Origin of the sequence: Streptomyces muensis, from assembly GCF_021474425.1 — a bacterium.
Taxonomy (GTDB): domain Bacteria; phylum Actinomycetota; class Actinomycetes; order Streptomycetales; family Streptomycetaceae; genus Streptomyces; species Streptomyces muensis.
In genome coordinates, this window is the sequence record NZ_JAKEIP010000200.1 from 1 (window position 1) to 15,712 (window position 15,712).

The window sequence follows — 15,712 nt, forward strand, 5'->3', positions numbered from 1 at the left end:
GCGTCGTGGCCGCCCTCGGGGGAGCCGATCGCCCAGGGCACGCCGGGGTCGTCGGGGCCGGCGGAGAGGGTGTTGTTGGGGCCCTTGCGGAAGGTGGTGCCGATGGGGTGGATCGGCGGGAGGTAGACGACGTCGAAGCCCATCGCGGCGATGGCGGGCAGCCGGTGGGCGGCGGTGCGGAAGGTGCCGTGGGGCTGTTGCGGGGTGCCCTCGGAACGGGGGAAGAACTCGTACCAGGAGCCGAACAACGCCCGCTCGCGCTCGACGAGCAGGGGCAGCGGGTCCGACGCCGTGACCAGGTCCCGTAGCGGATACCGGCCCAGCACCGCGTCGACGTTCGCGGCGAACGCCGCAGCAAGCCGGGACTCGGGCGGGAGCGAGTCGTCCCGCAGCGCGTCCGCCGCGGCCTGAACGGTCGCCCGCTGCGCGTCGTCGGGCACGCCGGCCGCCGCACGCTCGTACAGTTCGCCGCCCGTCTCCAGGACCAGCCCGACGTCGATCCCGGCCGGGATCTTGATCCGGGCGTGGTGCCGCCAGGTGGCCACCGGGTCGCTCCAGGCCTCCACATGGAACGTCCAGCGGCCCACCGTCGCCGGGGTGACCTTGGCGCCCCAGCGGTCGCTGCCGGGGGCGAGTTCGTGCATCGGTGTCCACGGGCCCGGGCGGCCGTCCGGGTCGGTCAGCACGACATTGGCGGCCACGGCGTCATGGCCCTCGCGGAACACGGTGGCGGTGACCTCGAAGGTCTCTCCCGCGACGGCCTTCGCCGGATGCCTGCCGCACTCCACGGCCGGCCGCACGTCCCGTACCGGGATGCGGCCGATGGTCCCGGTGCCGGCACCGGTCCTGCTCTTGGTCCTGCCCATGGTTCACCTCCACCGTGCTCGAGGCCGGGCACTGGGCCCGGCCGGCGATCCGAATCTGTGCCGGAAGGCGGCTACCTCCCCGCGTGGAAACTCCACCGCCGCGTTCCCGGCGGGCCCCGCCGTGCGGAGATGCTCGCCGTGCGGGGCCGTTCGTCCTGTTCGCGGAGATAGGCGGCCGGAGTGATGCGCAGATAGCGTTCGGCGGCGTTCGCGGCCTCGCGTGCGCAGCGCTTTCCCATCAGCACACAGAGGGTGTAGCCGGTGTCCTCGAAGGTGGCGCGGACCGTGAGGTCGGCCGGAGCCGCGAGCATGGCGCGCTCCCAGGCCCTGTATCGCCGCAGATGCCGGGCGACCTCGGCTTTTGCCGGTAGCAGCATGGCGCCGTTCACCTTCCGGGCTCGATGACCGTCTCCCGACCGTCGGGCGGAAACCCGTGCGCGCACACGCACGGGTTCCGTTACGGGCATCGTGGTCTTCACACATGGTGCATGCTCGGCGACGCAGCGTCCTGTTGGATCTTCAACTACCTCAGGAGTGCGCTCCTGTTGCACGAATGGCGTACCGCCCCCACCCTGGAGTGACTCAGAAGCGATCAGCGCTCACGCTCCGTATCGGGGCCCGTCCCGCAGGGGCGAGGAGAGCGGGAGCTTTCGCGGTGAGGAGGTAACGACGGTGAAGACCGCAGTGCCCTGCTACTACCACCTCGATGTGGAAGTCAGCCCCGAACGGGTGGGACAGGTCAGCCGAATTCTGGCCGCTCACCTCAGGTACTGGGACCTGGAGACGCTCGTCGAGCCCGTCTGCCACAGCACGGAGATGCTGTTGCGGGCCATCGACGAGCACGCGACGGACAAGAACACCTCGATCGAGATGTGGTGGAACCGGCACCACCTCATCACCGCCATCGGCGACAACGACCGCGCCCTGCGCCCGGACCACGAACTGCGCGACTGCCTCCAGCGTCTCGCCGCGATCAGCGACGGCTGGGGCTGCTGCGCCACCGAGACCGGCAGCAAGGTCATCTGGTTCTCGCAGCGCGCCCGCGCCGGCGAACGCGCCCCGCTGGTGCCCGCCGCGCCCTCGCCCCACCTGCGGGAGGCGCTTCAGGTGCCTCGCGCGGTCCCCGTCATGGCCATCGCCGACGCCGCGGGCACCCGGGACGAGGTCCTGGAGGAGGCTCGGTGACGGCGCGAAAGCGCACCAAAGGGGTGCTCGCGTGGAGCGGGCACCCCTATCCGTTGGGAGCCGCCTTCGACGGACAGGGCACCAACTTCGCCCTGTTCAGCGAGGTCGCCGAACGCGTCGAACTGGTCCTCGTCGACGACAGGGGCCGGCACACCACCGTTCCGCTCACCGAGGTCGACGGCTTCGTCTGGCACGGCTACCTGCCCGGCGTCGGCCCGGGACAGCGCTACGGCTACCGGGTGCACGGCCCCTGGGACCCGGGCCTCGGCCACCGCTGCAATCCGGCGAAGCTGCTGCTCGACCCGTACAGCCGGGCCGTCGACGGCCAGGTCGACAACCACGCCTCCCTCTTCGAGCGCACCCCGGGCGCCCCCGCCCCGGCCGACAGCGCCGGGCACACCATGCTCGGCGTGGTCACCGAGCCGTACTTCGACTGGGGAGACGACCGCCCGCCCAGACGGCCGTACGCCGACACCGTGATCTACGAGGCTCACGTCCGCGGCCTCACCCGCACCCACCCCGACGTCCCGCCCGAACTGCGCGGCACCTACGCCGGGCTCGCGCACCCCGCGGTCGTCGAGCACCTCACCTCCCTCGGCGTGACGGCCGTCGAGCTGATGCCGGTGCACCAGTACGTCCAGGACGGTGTGCTTCTCGACCGGGGCCTGTCCAACTACTGGGGCTACAACACGATCGGCTTCTTCGCGCCGCACAACGCCTACGCCGCCCACGGCACCCGCGGTCAGCAGGTCAACGAGTTCAAGTCGATGGTGAAGGCGCTGCACGCGGCCGGCCTCGAAGTGATCCTCGACGTCGTCTACAACCACACCGCCGAGGGCAACGAACGCGGCCCGACCCTCTCCTTCCGCGGTATCGACAACGCCTCGTACTACCGCCTGGTCGACGGCGACTGGGCGCACTACTACGACACCACCGGCACCGGCAACAGCCTGCTGATGCGCCACCCCTACGTCCTCCAGCTGATCATGGACTCGCTGCGCTACTGGGTCACCGAGATGCACGTCGACGGCTTCCGATTCGACCTCGCGGCCACCCTCGCCCGCCAGTTCCACGAGGTGGACCGGCTCTCGGCGTTCTTCGACCTGATCCAGCAGGACCCGGTGATCAGTCGTGTCAAGTTGATCGCCGAGCCGTGGGACGTCGGCGAGGGCGGCTACCAGGTGGGCAACTTCCCGCCGCTGTGGTCGGAGTGGAACGGCAAGTACCGGGACGCCGTACGCGACTTCTGGCGCGGCGAGCCCGGTTCGCTCGGTGAGTTCGCCTCCCGGCTGACCGGCTCCTCCGACCTGTACGCCCACAGCCGGCGCCGCCCGCGCGCCAGCGTCAACTTCGTCACCGCGCACGACGGTTTCACCCTGCGCGACCTCGTCTCGTACAACGACAAGCACAACGAGGCCAACGGGGAGAACAACCGGGACGGCGAGAGCCACAACCGGTCCTGGAACTGCGGCGCCGAGGGCGACACCCGCGACCCGGCCGTCCTCGCGCTGCGCGCCCGTCAGCAGCGCAACTTCCTGGCCACACTCCTGCTGTCGCAGGGCATCCCCATGCTCGGCCACGGCGACGAACTCGGCCGCACCCAGCGCGGCAACAACAACGCCTACTGCCAGGACAACGACGTCTCCTGGATCGACTGGAGACTCACAGACGAGCAGCGCGCACTCGCCGACTTCACCCGCCACGTCATCGGGCTGCGCGCTGCTCACCCCGTCCTGCGCCGCCGTCGCTTCTTCCAGGGCGAGACCCCGACCCACCCCGACCAGCCCCTGCCCGACCTGGTCTGGCTCCTGCCCGACGGCCGCGAGATGACCGACGAGGACTGGCGGAACCCCGACGCCCACTCCGTGGCCGCCTTCCTCAACGGCGACGCCATCGCCGAACGCGACTCCTGCGGGCAGCCCCTGGTGGACGACTCCTTCCTGCTCCTGCTCAACGCCTACTGGGAGCCCATGGAGTTCGTTCTGCCGAACGCCAAGTTCGGCGACCGCTGGACCCCCTTGATCGATACCGCCGAGCCGCAAGGCCCCCCGGACGAATCCGAGTACAAGGCGAATACCGCGGTCCTGGTGGAACGCCGCAGCCTACTGCTCCTGTCGAGACCCTCACGACAGCGCACCTAAGGGGCGCGGGGAACTGCGCGATCAACCACAAACCTGCCGCAGACGACGTACAACCTGCCGCGGCACCCCCGTAGTCGCACCCCTACCGCCCCCGCCGCGACGTCACCGTGAACTGCGCCCCATCAGGATCCCGCAACACAGCCTCGTCACTCCCCTTCGACAACACACTCCCCCCATGCAACTCCGCCGCCCGAGCACACCCCGCCACGTCCGCGACAGCGAAATGCACCTGCCAGTGCGGCCGAATGGTCGGGTCCGGCGCAGCCTCCAACGCCCCCGACTCGATCCGCGCCACCACATCACCCCCGCTGCGCAGCACCACCTCACCCCCCTCGTACCGCACCTCGCAGCACCCCGGCCGCTCGGTCGCCCAGTCGAGCACCTCGCCGTAGAACATCGCGGCGTCGAAGGCGTCCCGCGTGTGCAGCCGGATGAACGTCGGCGCGGCCCGCCGCCAGGTCTCCCAGTTGGAGATGAGCTCGCCCTCCCACACCCCGAAGGTCGCCCCGTCCCGGTCGGCCAGCAGCGCCGCCCGCCCGGGCGGCAGCGAGAGCGGCCCGACCGCCGCCGTACCGCCGCGCTCCTGGACCCGCGCCACGGCCTCGTCGGCGCTGGGCACGGCGAAGTAGGGAGTCCAGGCCACCGCCATCTGCCACATCGAGGCGACCGCCCCGATCCCGGCCACCGGCACGCTCTGCGCCAGCGCGATCCGGAACCGGTCGCCGAGCTTGGCCGGCCGCCAGCGCCAGCCCAGCACCGCCGTGTAGAACTCCTGCGTGGCTTCCAGATCGCGGCTGGTCAGGCTCACCCAGCAGGGTGCGCCGAACACGGAGTGTGTGGACACGACCTCGGCCGTGCTCCGGGGGGTTCTCGCATCGTGATTCATGGCAGTCGTGTCCTGGTCTCGCCCGACCGGCCGGCCACCGGCCTTGTCCCAGTGTCCAGCCGGATCCGCTCCGGGGCCTGTCGAGTACCCCCGGCGTGGCGCCGAAACGGTCCAGGTCCGCGCCGTCCGCTCCTTCACTGGCACACCGCCGTCGGAGCGACGAGGATGGAGGCGTGGCACACGTACCCCACGAAGGCGCCGACGGGAGCGACCGGATCCTCGAACTCGAGGAGGAGGTCGAGCAGCTCAGGGAGGCGGTGGTCTCGCACGCCGTCGTGGACCAGGCGATCGGGATGGTCGTGGCACTCGGCCGGGTGTCACCCGACCAGGGGTGGGCCGTGCTGAAGGACGTCTCCCAGCACACGAACATCAAGCTCCGCCGGGTGGCGCAGCTGATCCTCGACTGGGGCCGGGACGGGGAGATGCCGCCCGAGATCCGCGTCGAACTCGAAGACGTCCTGGAACGTCACGGTCCGACGCAGATTCCGGGTTCGGCCCAGGAGTGAGTCACAGGAGTGAGTCATCCGGCCCAGGAGTGAGTCAGTGGACCTCGGCGAGCATCTCCTCCCGCAGGTGCGCGAAGCACCCGCTCAGCAGCCGGGAGACATGCATCTGCGAGATGCCGAGCTGCTGCGCGATCCGGCTCTGGGTCATCCCGCCGAAGAAGCGGAGGTAGAGGATGGTCCGCTCGCGCTCCGGGAGCCTTTGCAGACACGGTTTGACGGTGACGCGGTCGACGACCACGTCGTACGCCGGATCCGGGCCGCCGATCGCGTCCCCCAGCGCATAGCCGTCGGTGCCGGGCATCTCCGCCTCCAACGACAGTGTGGAGAAGCAGTCGAGGGCTTCCATCCCGGTCAGGACCTCCGCCTCGCTCAGATGCGCGTGGTCGGCGATCTCCGCAACGGTGGGTGCGCGCCCCGGGGTCAGCTGCGACAGCTCCTTCGCCGAGCTGCGCACCCGGTTGCGCAGGTCCTGGACCCGGCGCGGCACGTGCAGCGTCCACATGTGGTCGCGGAAGTGCCGCTTGATCTCACCGGTGATGGTCGGCACCGCGTACGCCTCGAAGGCATGGCCGCGGGCCGGGTCGTAGTGGTCGACGGCCTTCACCAGCCCCAGGGCGGCGACCTGGTACAGGTCCTCGAGGGACTCGCCACGGCCCTTGAACCGGACGGCGATCCGCTCGGCCATGGGCAGCCAGGCCTGGATCAGTTCGTCCTTGAGGGCCTTGCGCTCCGGCCCCTCGGAGAGCCCCACCAGCCGGTCGAAGGCTTCGGCGGTGTCCGGGGCGTCGTCGTGGGAGTGCTTCGTTCTGGTGGTGGCACTCATGCGTGCGCACCTCCTCAGCGGGTGCCGGGTGGACAGACACCGTGGAAGGCGCGGACTCGGACCACACGGAGACACCTCCGGGGCTCGGCCCAGCGGCTCCCACGGACGTGCCTCCTGTCCGAAGCACATATGACTCAATTCCCCTGTAAGCCGTATCCGAAACAAAATTCACGAATGCGACTACGTGTGACGGGGGTGTGACTCGGCGTTCCGCGAGACGGCCCCGGCGCGCCGACCTCCTGTGCGACCTCCTCGCCGCTGGGCCGGCCGGCTCGCTGATCTTGCCGCGGAACGTGATGTGCGGCACGTAGCTGAATCCGGTGTGCACACCAGTAAGCGGATTCTTCCTGCCCACGGCTTGATCGGTGATCAAGGGGGCGAATGGGCTGGCCACAGCGCATTCTGCTCATTTGACAGTGCGCTCAGCGCAAAGATAGGAAGCAGGCCTCTGGGTCGAGAGGTGGATTGTGTACGAGCCGAACGTGGTCGGGGACTGGCGCGAGTACGACGAGCATGCCGGTCTGCGTGTCCGCGTCCACCGTCTGGAAGCCGCCGAGCCGCCGCGCGGACGGGACGAGGCCGCCGAGGGGCTGACGTACTTCCGGGTCCGGGTCACCGTCGAGAACCGCGGCCAGCGGCACCTCGGCGTCCATCTGGAGGACGGCCAGATCGACGTCCGGATCGGCCGCGACGGCGAGGCGGCGTTCATCGACTGGCGCAACTCGCAGTTCATCGAGGGCTTCGACGTCTACCCGCTGCGCCGCGCCACCGCCGTCATGTACGCGGCAGGCCCGGAGGCGAGCCTGAGCCAGGTCGACGTCCAGATCCAGCTGCGCGTCGAGGAGGAGTGGACCGACCGCCGGCTGTGGACCGGCGGCCTCGGTCTCCAGGAGCCCTCCGTGGGCACCCACGCCACCACCCTGCGGGACGGCCTCGCGCTCCAGGTGAGCAACTTCCTGCGGGACCAGGCCGAAGAGGGCACCGCCTGAGCGACCGCCCTTCGGCCGGTATCTCCGTTCCGACGTCGCGCCCCGCTGTCTCAGTGGGGGATGCCGTCGATGATCTCCCGGGCGCCCTGACGCAGCAGCGCGACCGCCACCGACGTACCCAGGGTCGCCGGGTCGAGACGGCCCGCCCACTCGTGGGCGTTGAGCCGCGTCTTGCCGTCCGGGGTGAACACACACGCCTGCAGGGACAGCTCGCCGCTGCGGTCCACGCGCGCGTACCCGGCGATCGGGCTGTTGCAGTGCCCCTGGAGGACGTGCAGGAACATGCGCTCGGCGGTGGCCTCCCGGTAGGTGTCCGGGTCGCCGAGGCCGCTGACCGCGTCGATCAGCTCGCTGTCGCCCTCGCGGCACTGCAGGGCGAGGATGCCCGCGCCGATCGGCGGCATCATCACCTCGGGGGAGAGGACCTCGCTGATCACGTCCGGGCGGCCGATGCGCTCCAGGCCGGCCACCGCCAGCAGCAGCGCGTCCGCCTCACCGGCCGCGAGCTTCTGCAGCCGCCGGTTGGCGTTGCCGCGGAACGGCACGCACTGAAGGTGCGGATGGGTGGCGGCCAGCTGGGCGACCCGGCGTACCGAGGAGGTGCCGATCCGGGTCCCGGCCGGCAGCTCGTCCAGCGTCAGACCGCCGGGATGGATCAGGGCGTCCCGGATGTCGTCGCGCTTGAGGAACGCGGCGAACGTCGTCCCCGCGGGCAGCGGACGGTCGGCGGGAATGTCCTTCACGCAGTGCACGGCGAGATCGGCCTCGCCCGCCAGCAGCGCGGCGTCCACCTCCTTGGTGAACGCCCCCTTGCCCTCGACCTGGGACAGATCGCCCATCCACTTGTCACCGGTCGTCTTCACCGGCACGACCTCGGTACGCACACCGGGATGCAAGGCCGCCAACTCGGCGCGGACACGCTCCACTTGGGCGAGCGCCATGGGCGAGTCGCGGGAGACGATACGGATCAGTTCAGGCACGGACATGCGGCCACGATAGACCGTCACAGCCCCGCGCCCGCACGGTACCTCCCGATTCCCGCCCCGCCCTCGAAGCCCGCCCGCACGGGCCACGTCAGCACCACCAGCGCCCCCGCCGTGAGCAACCCCCCGACCAGAAACGTCCCCCGCACCCCCACCAAGGGCAGCAACACGCCCCCGAGCAGCGCACCGACGGCGATCCCCACGTTGTACGCGGCCGAGTTGGCCGCCAGCGCGGTCTCCGTACGGCCCGGCGCCACCCGGAGCACCCGGGTCTGCGTCGCCATGAAGGCGGTCGAGACCGACGCGCCGAGCAGCATGACCAGCACCACGGCCGCCGCCGGGACATGCCCCACCGCGTAGAGGCCGAGCAACGCCACCGCCTGGGCCGCCACCGGCACGGTCAGCGTGGCACGCGGAAAGCGGTCCAGGAGCGGCCCGGCCACCGTGACCCCGGCCAGCGCGGCCCCGCCGAACGCCAGCAGCACGGCGCTCACGGCGTCCGCCCCGATGCCGCTCACCTCGTCGAGGAAGGCGACGACATACGTGAACCCGGCGAAGGCACCGGTCACCGACAGGGCGGTGACGGCGAGCACGACGAGGAACCCGCGCCGGTCCGGGGTCGCGCCGTACGCCGAATGGCCGTCCTCCGGACGGGACGTGGGCAGCAGGGCGCCGATCGTCACCAGCGAGACGAGAGCCAGTACGCCCAGTAGAGCGAACGGCATCCGCCAGCCCGCGTGCCCGCCGAGCCAGGTCCCGGCCGGAACGCCGGCCACCGTGGCCAGGGAACCGCCGACGGACAGCAGCCCGATGATCCGCCCTCGCCGCTCGGGCGGGAACAGACCGACCGCGACCGGCCCCATCACCGCCCAGAACGACGCCTGCGCCAACGCCGTGACCACCCGCGCCGCCAGCAACACCCCGTACGACACCCCGCCCAGCGCCGACACCCAGCTGCCCACAGCGAGCAGCCCCAGCAGCCCGGCGAGCAGATAGCGGCGCGGCACCGACCGGGTGAGATGGGCGAGCGGCAGTGACACGACGGCCACGGTCAGGCCGTACCCGGTGACCAGGGCGCCCACGGCGGTCAGCGAGACCCGCAGGTCGTCCGCCATGAGGGCGAGCAGGCCGACCGGCAGGTTCTCGGTGGTGTTGAAGGTGAACGCCGCCAGCATCAGCGCCGCGACGACGACGGCGCGCTGCCAGGGTGCGGGACGTGCCGGACCTACGCTGCCCATCCAACCGCCTTTCCGAGAGGGGGAGTCGGGGCAAGCGTGCGGGGCCGCGGCCGGCCGATCTACTCTTTCGGTCCAGGACGAATCCTCGGTCCAGGACGAATCCTCGGTCCGGGACGAAGAACGCCGCTCACCTCGGGGGTCGCCATGCCGCTCGCCCTGCACCTGGGCACCGACGACCTCACGCGCTGCCGGTTCGCGATCTCGCCGCTGTGCCAGACCCACGAGGCGCTGCGCATGCTGCGCCGGCCGGCCCGGCACGGCTATCACCGGCCCTGGTTGCGCCGCATGCGCCGTACGGTCGCCGGACTCGACCTGGCCCCGCTGTGGCTGTTCGTGCCGCCCGCCGGCGGCTACACCCCGGACTTCCTCGGCGCGCCGCCGCAGGAGCCGTACCCCACCATCGAGGACGAACTGGCGCGGATGCGCGCGACCGACCCCGTGCTGGCCCACGCGGAGATGACCCGCTCGCTCGCCTGCACCCCCGGACTCGCCGAGTCGCCCGAGGGCCGGGCCGCGCTCGACGACCCGGCGGCCACCGTCCGGCGCCTCGCCGACCTCACCGAACTGGCCTGGCACGCCCTGCTCGCCCCCGACTGGCCCCGCCACCGCGCCGTCCTGGAGGCGGACATCGCCCACCGCTCACGCCGGGCGGCGGACGCCGGTCTCGACGCGCTGCTCACCGGCCTGCACCCGGCGGTCGACTGGGCCGGGCACACCCTCACCCTGCGCGAGTACCGCGACCTCGCCGACGCCCAACGCCCCGACGGCAGGGGCGTGTTGCTGATGCCGAGCGTGTTCGTGTGGCCGGACGTGGTCAGCGGCTTCGCCCGGCCCTGGCAGCCGACCGTGATCTACCCCGCCCGGGGCATGGGCCGCCTGTACACCGCTCCGGTGCCGCGTCCGCCGCAGGCGCTCGCCCGGCTGCTCGGCCACCAGCGTGCCGCCGTCCTCGCCGGACTCGCCGTACCCTCCTCGACCACGGATCTCGCCCGACGCCACGGCCTGGCCCCTTCGACCGTGTCGGCCCATCTGTCGGTCCTGCGGGAGGCGGGCCTGCTGGAGTCCCGGCGGCAGGGCCACTACGTGCTGTACGGGCGAACGGCCCTCGGCGACACCCTCGTCGAAGCGGACGGCGACGTCACACCAGCGGCTCGCTGATCTCGACCGCCCGCAGCGCCGCCGCCAGAGCGCGCTCGTCACCGACGTCCAGGGCGGTGTCGGCGAGCTTGATGACGTGCTCGTCGCCGTGGGCGAGGGCACGCTCCATGACCTCCTGCGGCGCGAGCCGCGCCGGGGGTGTCCAGGCGACCGGGTCAACGGGGCCGTACAGCGCGGTGACGGCCGCCGACGCCGTCCACGCCGCCCGCAGGCTCGGTGCCCACAGCTCGCGCGGGAGCGCGTCGAGCGTGCGCAGCACGGCGTTGGGGGCGGTCGCCGCGTGCACCAGCATGGTCGGCTCGCCGTGGCCGTGGGTGGCGTAGCGGTGGGTCGCGGCACGGACGAGTTCGGTGAGGCGGTCCCGCGCGGTGTCCGGGTCGGTGACGTCGTCGGCCCATACGGGGAGCCGGCGCAGGGCTGCCAGTCGGTCGCGGAAGCCCAGGTGCCCCGGCTCGATCGCGGGGACGGCGTCCAGGGACTCGTCGGCCGTGCGGGCGCCTGGCAGCGCGGTGAGGCCGGTGACGGGTTGGTGCCGGGCTGCCCAGTAGCCGAGCGCGTGCGCGAGTTCGGTGAGCCGAGGGGCGTTCTCGTCGGCCTCGACGGCACGGACGGCGTGGCCGACCCGGATGACGGTGTGCGTGGCGCCGCCGACCAGACCGGGCAGCAGACGCGGCCACCACTCGGCGAGGACGTCCCGCCAGGGGCGTTCGGCGAGGGCGCGGGTGAAATGGTCGGTCCAGTCCGCTATGCGGCGCGGATCGCCCAGTGCCGAGGCCCAGTTGTCGTCGGTGACGGGGGCCACTCGATCGGGGAAGTCCTCCAGATTGTCCTGGTAGAGATCCAGCCAGTGGTGCAGCCGCTCCGCCTGACCGTGCGCGGCGAGCGCCTCCACGACCATGGGGGCGTGGTTCGAGAGCCAGCCCCCGCGTTCCGGGCCGCAGCCGTGCAGACGGTCCAGGGCTTCCTCGAACCGACCGCTCGTGTCCCCTCTGCCGCCCCCGTCGTTCGTATTGCTCGAATTGCTTGAACTGCTCGAATCGTTCGTGTCCCTCGTGTCCATGAGCGTGACGCTATGCGCCCGGTCGGCGGACCGGGATCGGGCGCGGGACGGAGACCGCGGGTGCCCGGGTCCTAGGACCCGCGCCCGATGGTGTCGCCAGGTCAGGCGTTCGGGTCGAACGCGATGCCGGACGGCTTGGCCGACGCCAGGTGGTTCGTGAAGTTGCCGTCCTTCAGGCCGAAGTTGGCGCTGCCGAAGTTGTACGCCACCAGCTTGTCGCGTACGCCCGCCGGGTAGCCGTTCCAGCCGACCAGCGGCGGGTACTGCCAGGTGCCCTTGTGGTTCTCCGGCGGCTCGTCGTTCGAGCCCGCGAGGCGGAAGCAGTGCGTCGAGATGCCGTCCTTGTGGTACACGATCTTCGCGTGGGTGCCGTCGAACCGCACCGAGGACGCGGGGCTGATCGTGAACGAGCCGTGGTTGGACGTCGAGACGTACTGCACCGCGTTGTTCTGCACCCACACCACGACGTGCTCCCAGTCGTGCCGGTGCCCGCCGATGCTGCTGCCCGCGACCGCCTGGTCCTTCTCGAAGTACAGGCCGTACATATAGGCGCACCAGCCGTTGTTGCACTTGTAGCGGGAGTAGCCGTTGGTGTTGTCGAGGTCCGAGGCGTCCCGGCAGTCGCCGCTGAGCGAACCGGTCGGGTTCAGGCCGCCGTTGACGGTTCCGTCCGGGCCGATGGCCGGAGTGGAGTAGCAGCCGTCGGTGTCGTAGTCGAAGGCGGGCTGGTATGTCTTCTCGGCGGCCTCGGCGTTGGCGGGGAGCGCTCCGGGCGGGGCGGCGAAGGCGACGCTGGGGAAGGCTATGACGAGTGCGGCGGCACCGGTCAGCCCGGTGAGCCATCTCCTGCGGTGCGTGCGGAACTTCTCTGACGACACTGCGTCTCCTCGGGGTCCGGGCGCAGCCCAACGGCTGTGGGGGGGAAAGGCAGTTCAGGATCCCCGGTTTTCACTTACGCGCCAAGAGCCCCGGGCGTATCAATGGGCGTATCAAAGGTGAAGGGAAAGGCAACAGTTGCCGCTCGACCTGTGTACGGGCCCGGACCCGCGGGTCAGCTGTCGTCGGGGAGGAAGGCCGCCGAGTCCTCCGGTGCGAGGTCGGGCCTCAGGCGCAGCCAGGACGGCTGGCGCAGCAGGCCGGAGCGGGTGCGGACGCTGTAGCGCACCTCGCCGACCAGCCGGGGCAGCACCCAGCGCGCGCCCGCGACCTGGGGTACGGGATCGAAGGGGCACACGTCGCTCGCGCAGGCCCGCAACAGCTCGGCCAGCTGCGTCCGTTCGGCCGCGCTCCAGCCGGTGCCCACGCCGCCGACGTAGCGCAGCCGCCGCCCGGCCGTGTACTGCCCGACCAGGAGGGCGCCCGGCAGGCCGGTGAGCCGTCCCTTGCCGGGCAGCCAGCCGCCGACGACCACGTCCTCACTGAGCATGTTCCGGATCTTGATCCAGGCACGCGAGCGCACCCCGGGCTCGTACACCGAGTCCAGCCGCTTGCACACCAGCCCCTCCAGCCCGTGCTCACGGGTGGCCCGCAGCGCCTCGGCGCCGTGTCCGACCAGCGCGGCCGGCGTCGACCAGAACGGCCCGCCCAGGCCCAGTTCCTCCAGCCGCCCGCGCCGCCGGGCGTACGGGGTCTTGAGGAGGGAGCTGCCGGCCAGGTGCAGTACGTCGAAGAGCACCAGGTGCACGGGCGTCCGGGCCGCCATCCGGGCGGCCCGCGCGGGGGCGTGCGCCAGCCCCATCCGCGACTGGAGTAACTGGAAGTCGGCGCGCCCCTCGTCGTCCAGCGCCAGGATCTCCCCGTCCAGGACGGCGGGCGTGGAGCCGAGCGCGTCGCCGAGCGGGCGCAGTTCGGGATAGGCGGGCGTGATGTCCTCACCGGAACGGGCCCGCAGCAGCAGGGTGCCGTCCCCTTCGAGGTAGACCACCGCGCGCTGGCCGTCCTGCTTGGTCTCGTACGCCCAGCGCGCGTCCTGCGCCGTGGGCGGCAGCGTTCCCGGCGTGGCGAGCATCGGAGGGATCAGCGGCAGGCTCACGGGTCAGTTGTCGACGCCCCGGCCCGCCGCCACGCACCCCGGCCGCCGTTTTCCCCTGAACGGCGGCCCGGACCTCAGTTGCCCTCGTGCGGCGGTACGGCCCGTACCAGCCCCGACTGATAGGCCATCACGACGAGTTGGGCACGGTCGCGGGCGCCCAGCTTCGTCATGGCGCGGTGCACGTGGGTCCGCACGGTGAGCGGGCTGACGAACAGCTTCTCGGCGATCTCCTCGTTGGAGTGCCCCTCGGCCACCCAGGCCATGACCTCCCGCTCGCGCGCGGTGAGGGCGGCGAGGTGCTCCGGCGCCGAGGACTGGGAGCTCTCGGCGGGGGAGGCCAGGAACCGGGTGATGAGGGTGCGGGCGGCGGTGGGGGAGAGCAGCGAGTCACCGGCGGCCACGGTCCGGATCCCGTCCAGCAGCACGTCCGCCGTGACGTCCTTGCCGAGGAAGCCGCTCGCCCCGGCCCGCAGCGCCTGCGCCACGTACTCGTCGATCTCGAAGGTCGTGAGGATCAGCACCCGTACGGCCGTGAGATCCGGGTCGGCGCAGATCGCGGACGTCGCGGCCAGCCCGTCGGCCCCTGGCATACGGATGTCCATCAACACCAGGTCGGGACGGTGGGCCCGGGCGAGCTCCACGGCCTCCGTACCGTCGGTGGCCTCCCCGACCACCTCCATGTCCGGGCACGAGTCGATCAGGATCCGGAAGGTGGCCCGCAACAGGGCCTGGTCGTCGGCGAGCAGTACGCGGATGGTCATGGCTGGCGTTTCTTCCGGTTCCGAAACATGGGACGGCCCTCAGCATGCCTGGTCAGCCCCCCGACGTCGTCGTACGTCCGCCGAAGATCGCGGGTACTCGCGACGCAGTACGCGCCGCGGGTGATGTCATCCCGGAGCAGGACGGCCCGAGCCGGGCGCTGGAATGCGTTCGCCGCTCACCGCTCCTTCAATCAATTGATTTAGATTGTAGGTCTGTGAAACCGCGGACGGCTCCAGGGACTGCCCTTCGCGGTGTTCCGCGAAGTCCCGACACGGTGGTGATCATGGCAGGCGGGACGCTGCGCGAGGACCAGGTCAACGCGACCCGGGAACTGCTCCTGACCGCGGCCGAGCGGCTCTTCGCCGAACACGGCGTCCATCCGGTCTCCAACCGTCAGGTCAGCGAGGCCGCAGGCCAGGGCAACAACACCGCGGTCGGCTACCACTTCGGCACCAAGGCCGACCTGGTCCGCGCCATCGTCCGCAAGCACGCCACACGCATCGAGGACCTCCGCGCCCGCCAGCTCGCCGACCTGACCGACCCCGACGACGTGCGCGGCTGGGTGGACTGCCTGGTCCGCCCGGTCCTCGAACACCTCGCGGCGCTCGGCAGCCCCACCTGGTACGCCAGGTTCTGCGCCCAGGTCGTCTCCGATCCGGCACTGCACCGGATCATGGTCGAGGAGGCTCTCACCTCCCCGTCCCTCCAGACGATCATCGAGGGCCTGAAGCGATGTCTGCCCGACCTCCCGCCCGAGGTGAGCACCGAACGCGGTGAGATGGTCCGCCACCTGATCGTCCACGTGGCCGCCGAGCGCGAACGCGCCCTCGCCGAGCACACCCCCACCCCACGGTCCACCTGGGACGACGCCGCCACGGGCCTCGCCGACGCCGTCGTCGGCATGTGGCTGGCCCCGGTCACACCGGGCCGCTGACATCGCCGCGGCGAACACGCCCCGAGCAAGACCCCCGCACGCGCCCCCCGCACGACACCCCCGGCACGACACCCCACACGAGGAGTACGACCGTGACAGCGACTCCCGCCCGAGCCGTGTCAGGGCCTCGACGCCGGTGCCGCTGAGGC

General features: G+C 71.5%; 16 protein-coding genes. 6 read left to right on the forward strand and 10 right to left on the reverse strand.

All coding sequences use genetic code 11. The annotated features are described in order from the left end of the window. Both L0P92_RS32555 and L0P92_RS32560 read right to left on the reverse strand, forming a co-directional pair. On the reverse strand, positions 1 to 866 hold an 866-nt coding region (locus L0P92_RS32555), incomplete at its 3' end, for a maltotransferase domain-containing protein (protein WP_234766655.1). A gap of 71 nt (positions 867 to 937) precedes the next feature. Then, positions 938 to 1,243, reverse strand: a complete 306-nt coding sequence (locus L0P92_RS32560; protein ID WP_234766656.1) for a DUF5133 domain-containing protein — start codon at positions 1,241 to 1,243, stop codon at positions 938 to 940. 295 nt (positions 1,244 to 1,538) lie between these two features. On the opposite strand from L0P92_RS32560, the gene L0P92_RS32565 reads away from it, so the two are divergent. Both L0P92_RS32565 and glgX read left to right on the forward strand, forming a co-directional pair. Further along, the gene (locus tag L0P92_RS32565) at positions 1,539 to 2,051 is read left to right on the forward strand and encodes a pep a2 (protein WP_234766657.1); all 513 of its coding nucleotides are present in this window, start codon (positions 1,539 to 1,541) and stop codon (positions 2,049 to 2,051) included. Then, positions 2,048 to 4,192: a glycogen debranching protein GlgX gene (gene glgX / locus L0P92_RS32570; RefSeq protein ID WP_234766658.1), complete on the forward strand. Its 2,145-nt coding sequence runs from the start codon at positions 2,048 to 2,050 to the stop codon at positions 4,190 to 4,192. The genes L0P92_RS32565 and glgX overlap by 4 nt, the downstream gene beginning before the upstream one ends. 82 nt (positions 4,193 to 4,274) lie before the next feature. Here the strand turns inward: glgX and L0P92_RS32575 are convergent, their stop codons facing one another. After that, positions 4,275 to 5,078 (reverse strand): VOC family protein, encoded by an 804-nt coding sequence (locus tag L0P92_RS32575; RefSeq protein ID WP_217213074.1) that lies wholly within the window; start codon positions 5,076 to 5,078, stop codon positions 4,275 to 4,277. A gap of 173 nt (positions 5,079 to 5,251) precedes the next feature. Between L0P92_RS32575 and L0P92_RS32580 the strand changes: the two genes are divergently transcribed. Further along, entirely contained in the window at positions 5,252 to 5,584 is a 333-nt protein-coding gene (locus L0P92_RS32580; protein ID WP_234766659.1) for an ANTAR domain-containing protein, read from the forward strand. Positions 5,585 to 5,618: 34 nt separating this feature from the next. Here L0P92_RS32580 and L0P92_RS32585 read toward each other — a convergent pair whose 3' ends face one another. After that, complete coding sequence (locus L0P92_RS32585) at positions 5,619 to 6,407, reverse strand: RNA polymerase sigma factor SigF (RefSeq protein ID WP_234766660.1); 789 nt, start codon at positions 6,405 to 6,407, stop codon at positions 5,619 to 5,621. Positions 6,408 to 6,874: 467 nt separating this feature from the next. On the opposite strand from L0P92_RS32585, the gene L0P92_RS32590 reads away from it, so the two are divergent. After that, positions 6,875 to 7,396, forward strand: coding sequence for a hypothetical protein (locus tag L0P92_RS32590; protein ID WP_234766661.1), 522 nt, complete (start codon positions 6,875 to 6,877; stop codon positions 7,394 to 7,396). Positions 7,397 to 7,446: 50 nt separating this feature from the next. On the opposite strand, the gene hemC is transcribed toward L0P92_RS32590, so the two are convergent. Then, positions 7,447 to 8,382, reverse strand: coding sequence for a hydroxymethylbilane synthase (gene hemC, locus L0P92_RS32595; protein ID WP_234766662.1), 936 nt, complete (start codon positions 8,380 to 8,382; stop codon positions 7,447 to 7,449). A 17-nt stretch (positions 8,383 to 8,399) separates the two neighbouring features. Beyond that, entirely contained in the window at positions 8,400 to 9,617 is a 1,218-nt protein-coding gene (locus tag L0P92_RS32600; protein WP_234766663.1) for an MFS transporter, read from the reverse strand. A gap of 144 nt (positions 9,618 to 9,761) precedes the next feature. Here L0P92_RS32600 and L0P92_RS32605 point away from each other — a divergent pair, with 144 nt between their 5' ends. Further along, on the forward strand, positions 9,762 to 10,775 hold the full coding sequence (locus L0P92_RS32605) for an ArsR/SmtB family transcription factor (protein ID WP_234766664.1): 1,014 nt from the start codon (positions 9,762 to 9,764) through the stop codon (positions 10,773 to 10,775). On the opposite strand, the gene L0P92_RS32610 is transcribed toward L0P92_RS32605, so the two are convergent. From L0P92_RS32610 to L0P92_RS32625, 4 genes are all read right to left on the reverse strand, one after another. Next, on the reverse strand, positions 10,756 to 11,835 hold the full coding sequence (locus L0P92_RS32610) for a questin oxidase family protein (protein WP_234766665.1): 1,080 nt from the start codon (positions 11,833 to 11,835) through the stop codon (positions 10,756 to 10,758). The genes L0P92_RS32605 and L0P92_RS32610 overlap by 20 nt on opposite strands. Positions 11,836 to 11,936: 101 nt before the next feature. Continuing rightward, positions 11,937 to 12,713 carry an NPP1 family protein gene (locus L0P92_RS32615; protein ID WP_234766666.1) on the reverse strand — a complete coding sequence of 259 codons (777 nt, stop codon included), beginning with the start codon at positions 12,711 to 12,713 and terminating at the stop codon, positions 11,937 to 11,939. Positions 12,714 to 12,886: 173 nt separating this feature from the next. Further along, positions 12,887 to 13,867, reverse strand: coding sequence for an ATP-dependent DNA ligase (locus L0P92_RS32620; RefSeq protein ID WP_234766667.1), 981 nt, complete (start codon positions 13,865 to 13,867; stop codon positions 12,887 to 12,889). 74 nt (positions 13,868 to 13,941) lie between these two features. Further along, complete coding sequence (locus L0P92_RS32625) at positions 13,942 to 14,628, reverse strand: response regulator transcription factor (protein ID WP_234766668.1); 687 nt, start codon at positions 14,626 to 14,628, stop codon at positions 13,942 to 13,944. 284 nt (positions 14,629 to 14,912) lie between these two features. On the opposite strand from L0P92_RS32625, the gene L0P92_RS32630 reads away from it, so the two are divergent. Then, positions 14,913 to 15,563 (forward strand): TetR/AcrR family transcriptional regulator, encoded by a 651-nt coding sequence (locus tag L0P92_RS32630; RefSeq protein ID WP_234766669.1) that lies wholly within the window; start codon positions 14,913 to 14,915, stop codon positions 15,561 to 15,563. The last annotated feature ends 149 nt before the right edge of the window (positions 15,564 to 15,712 follow it).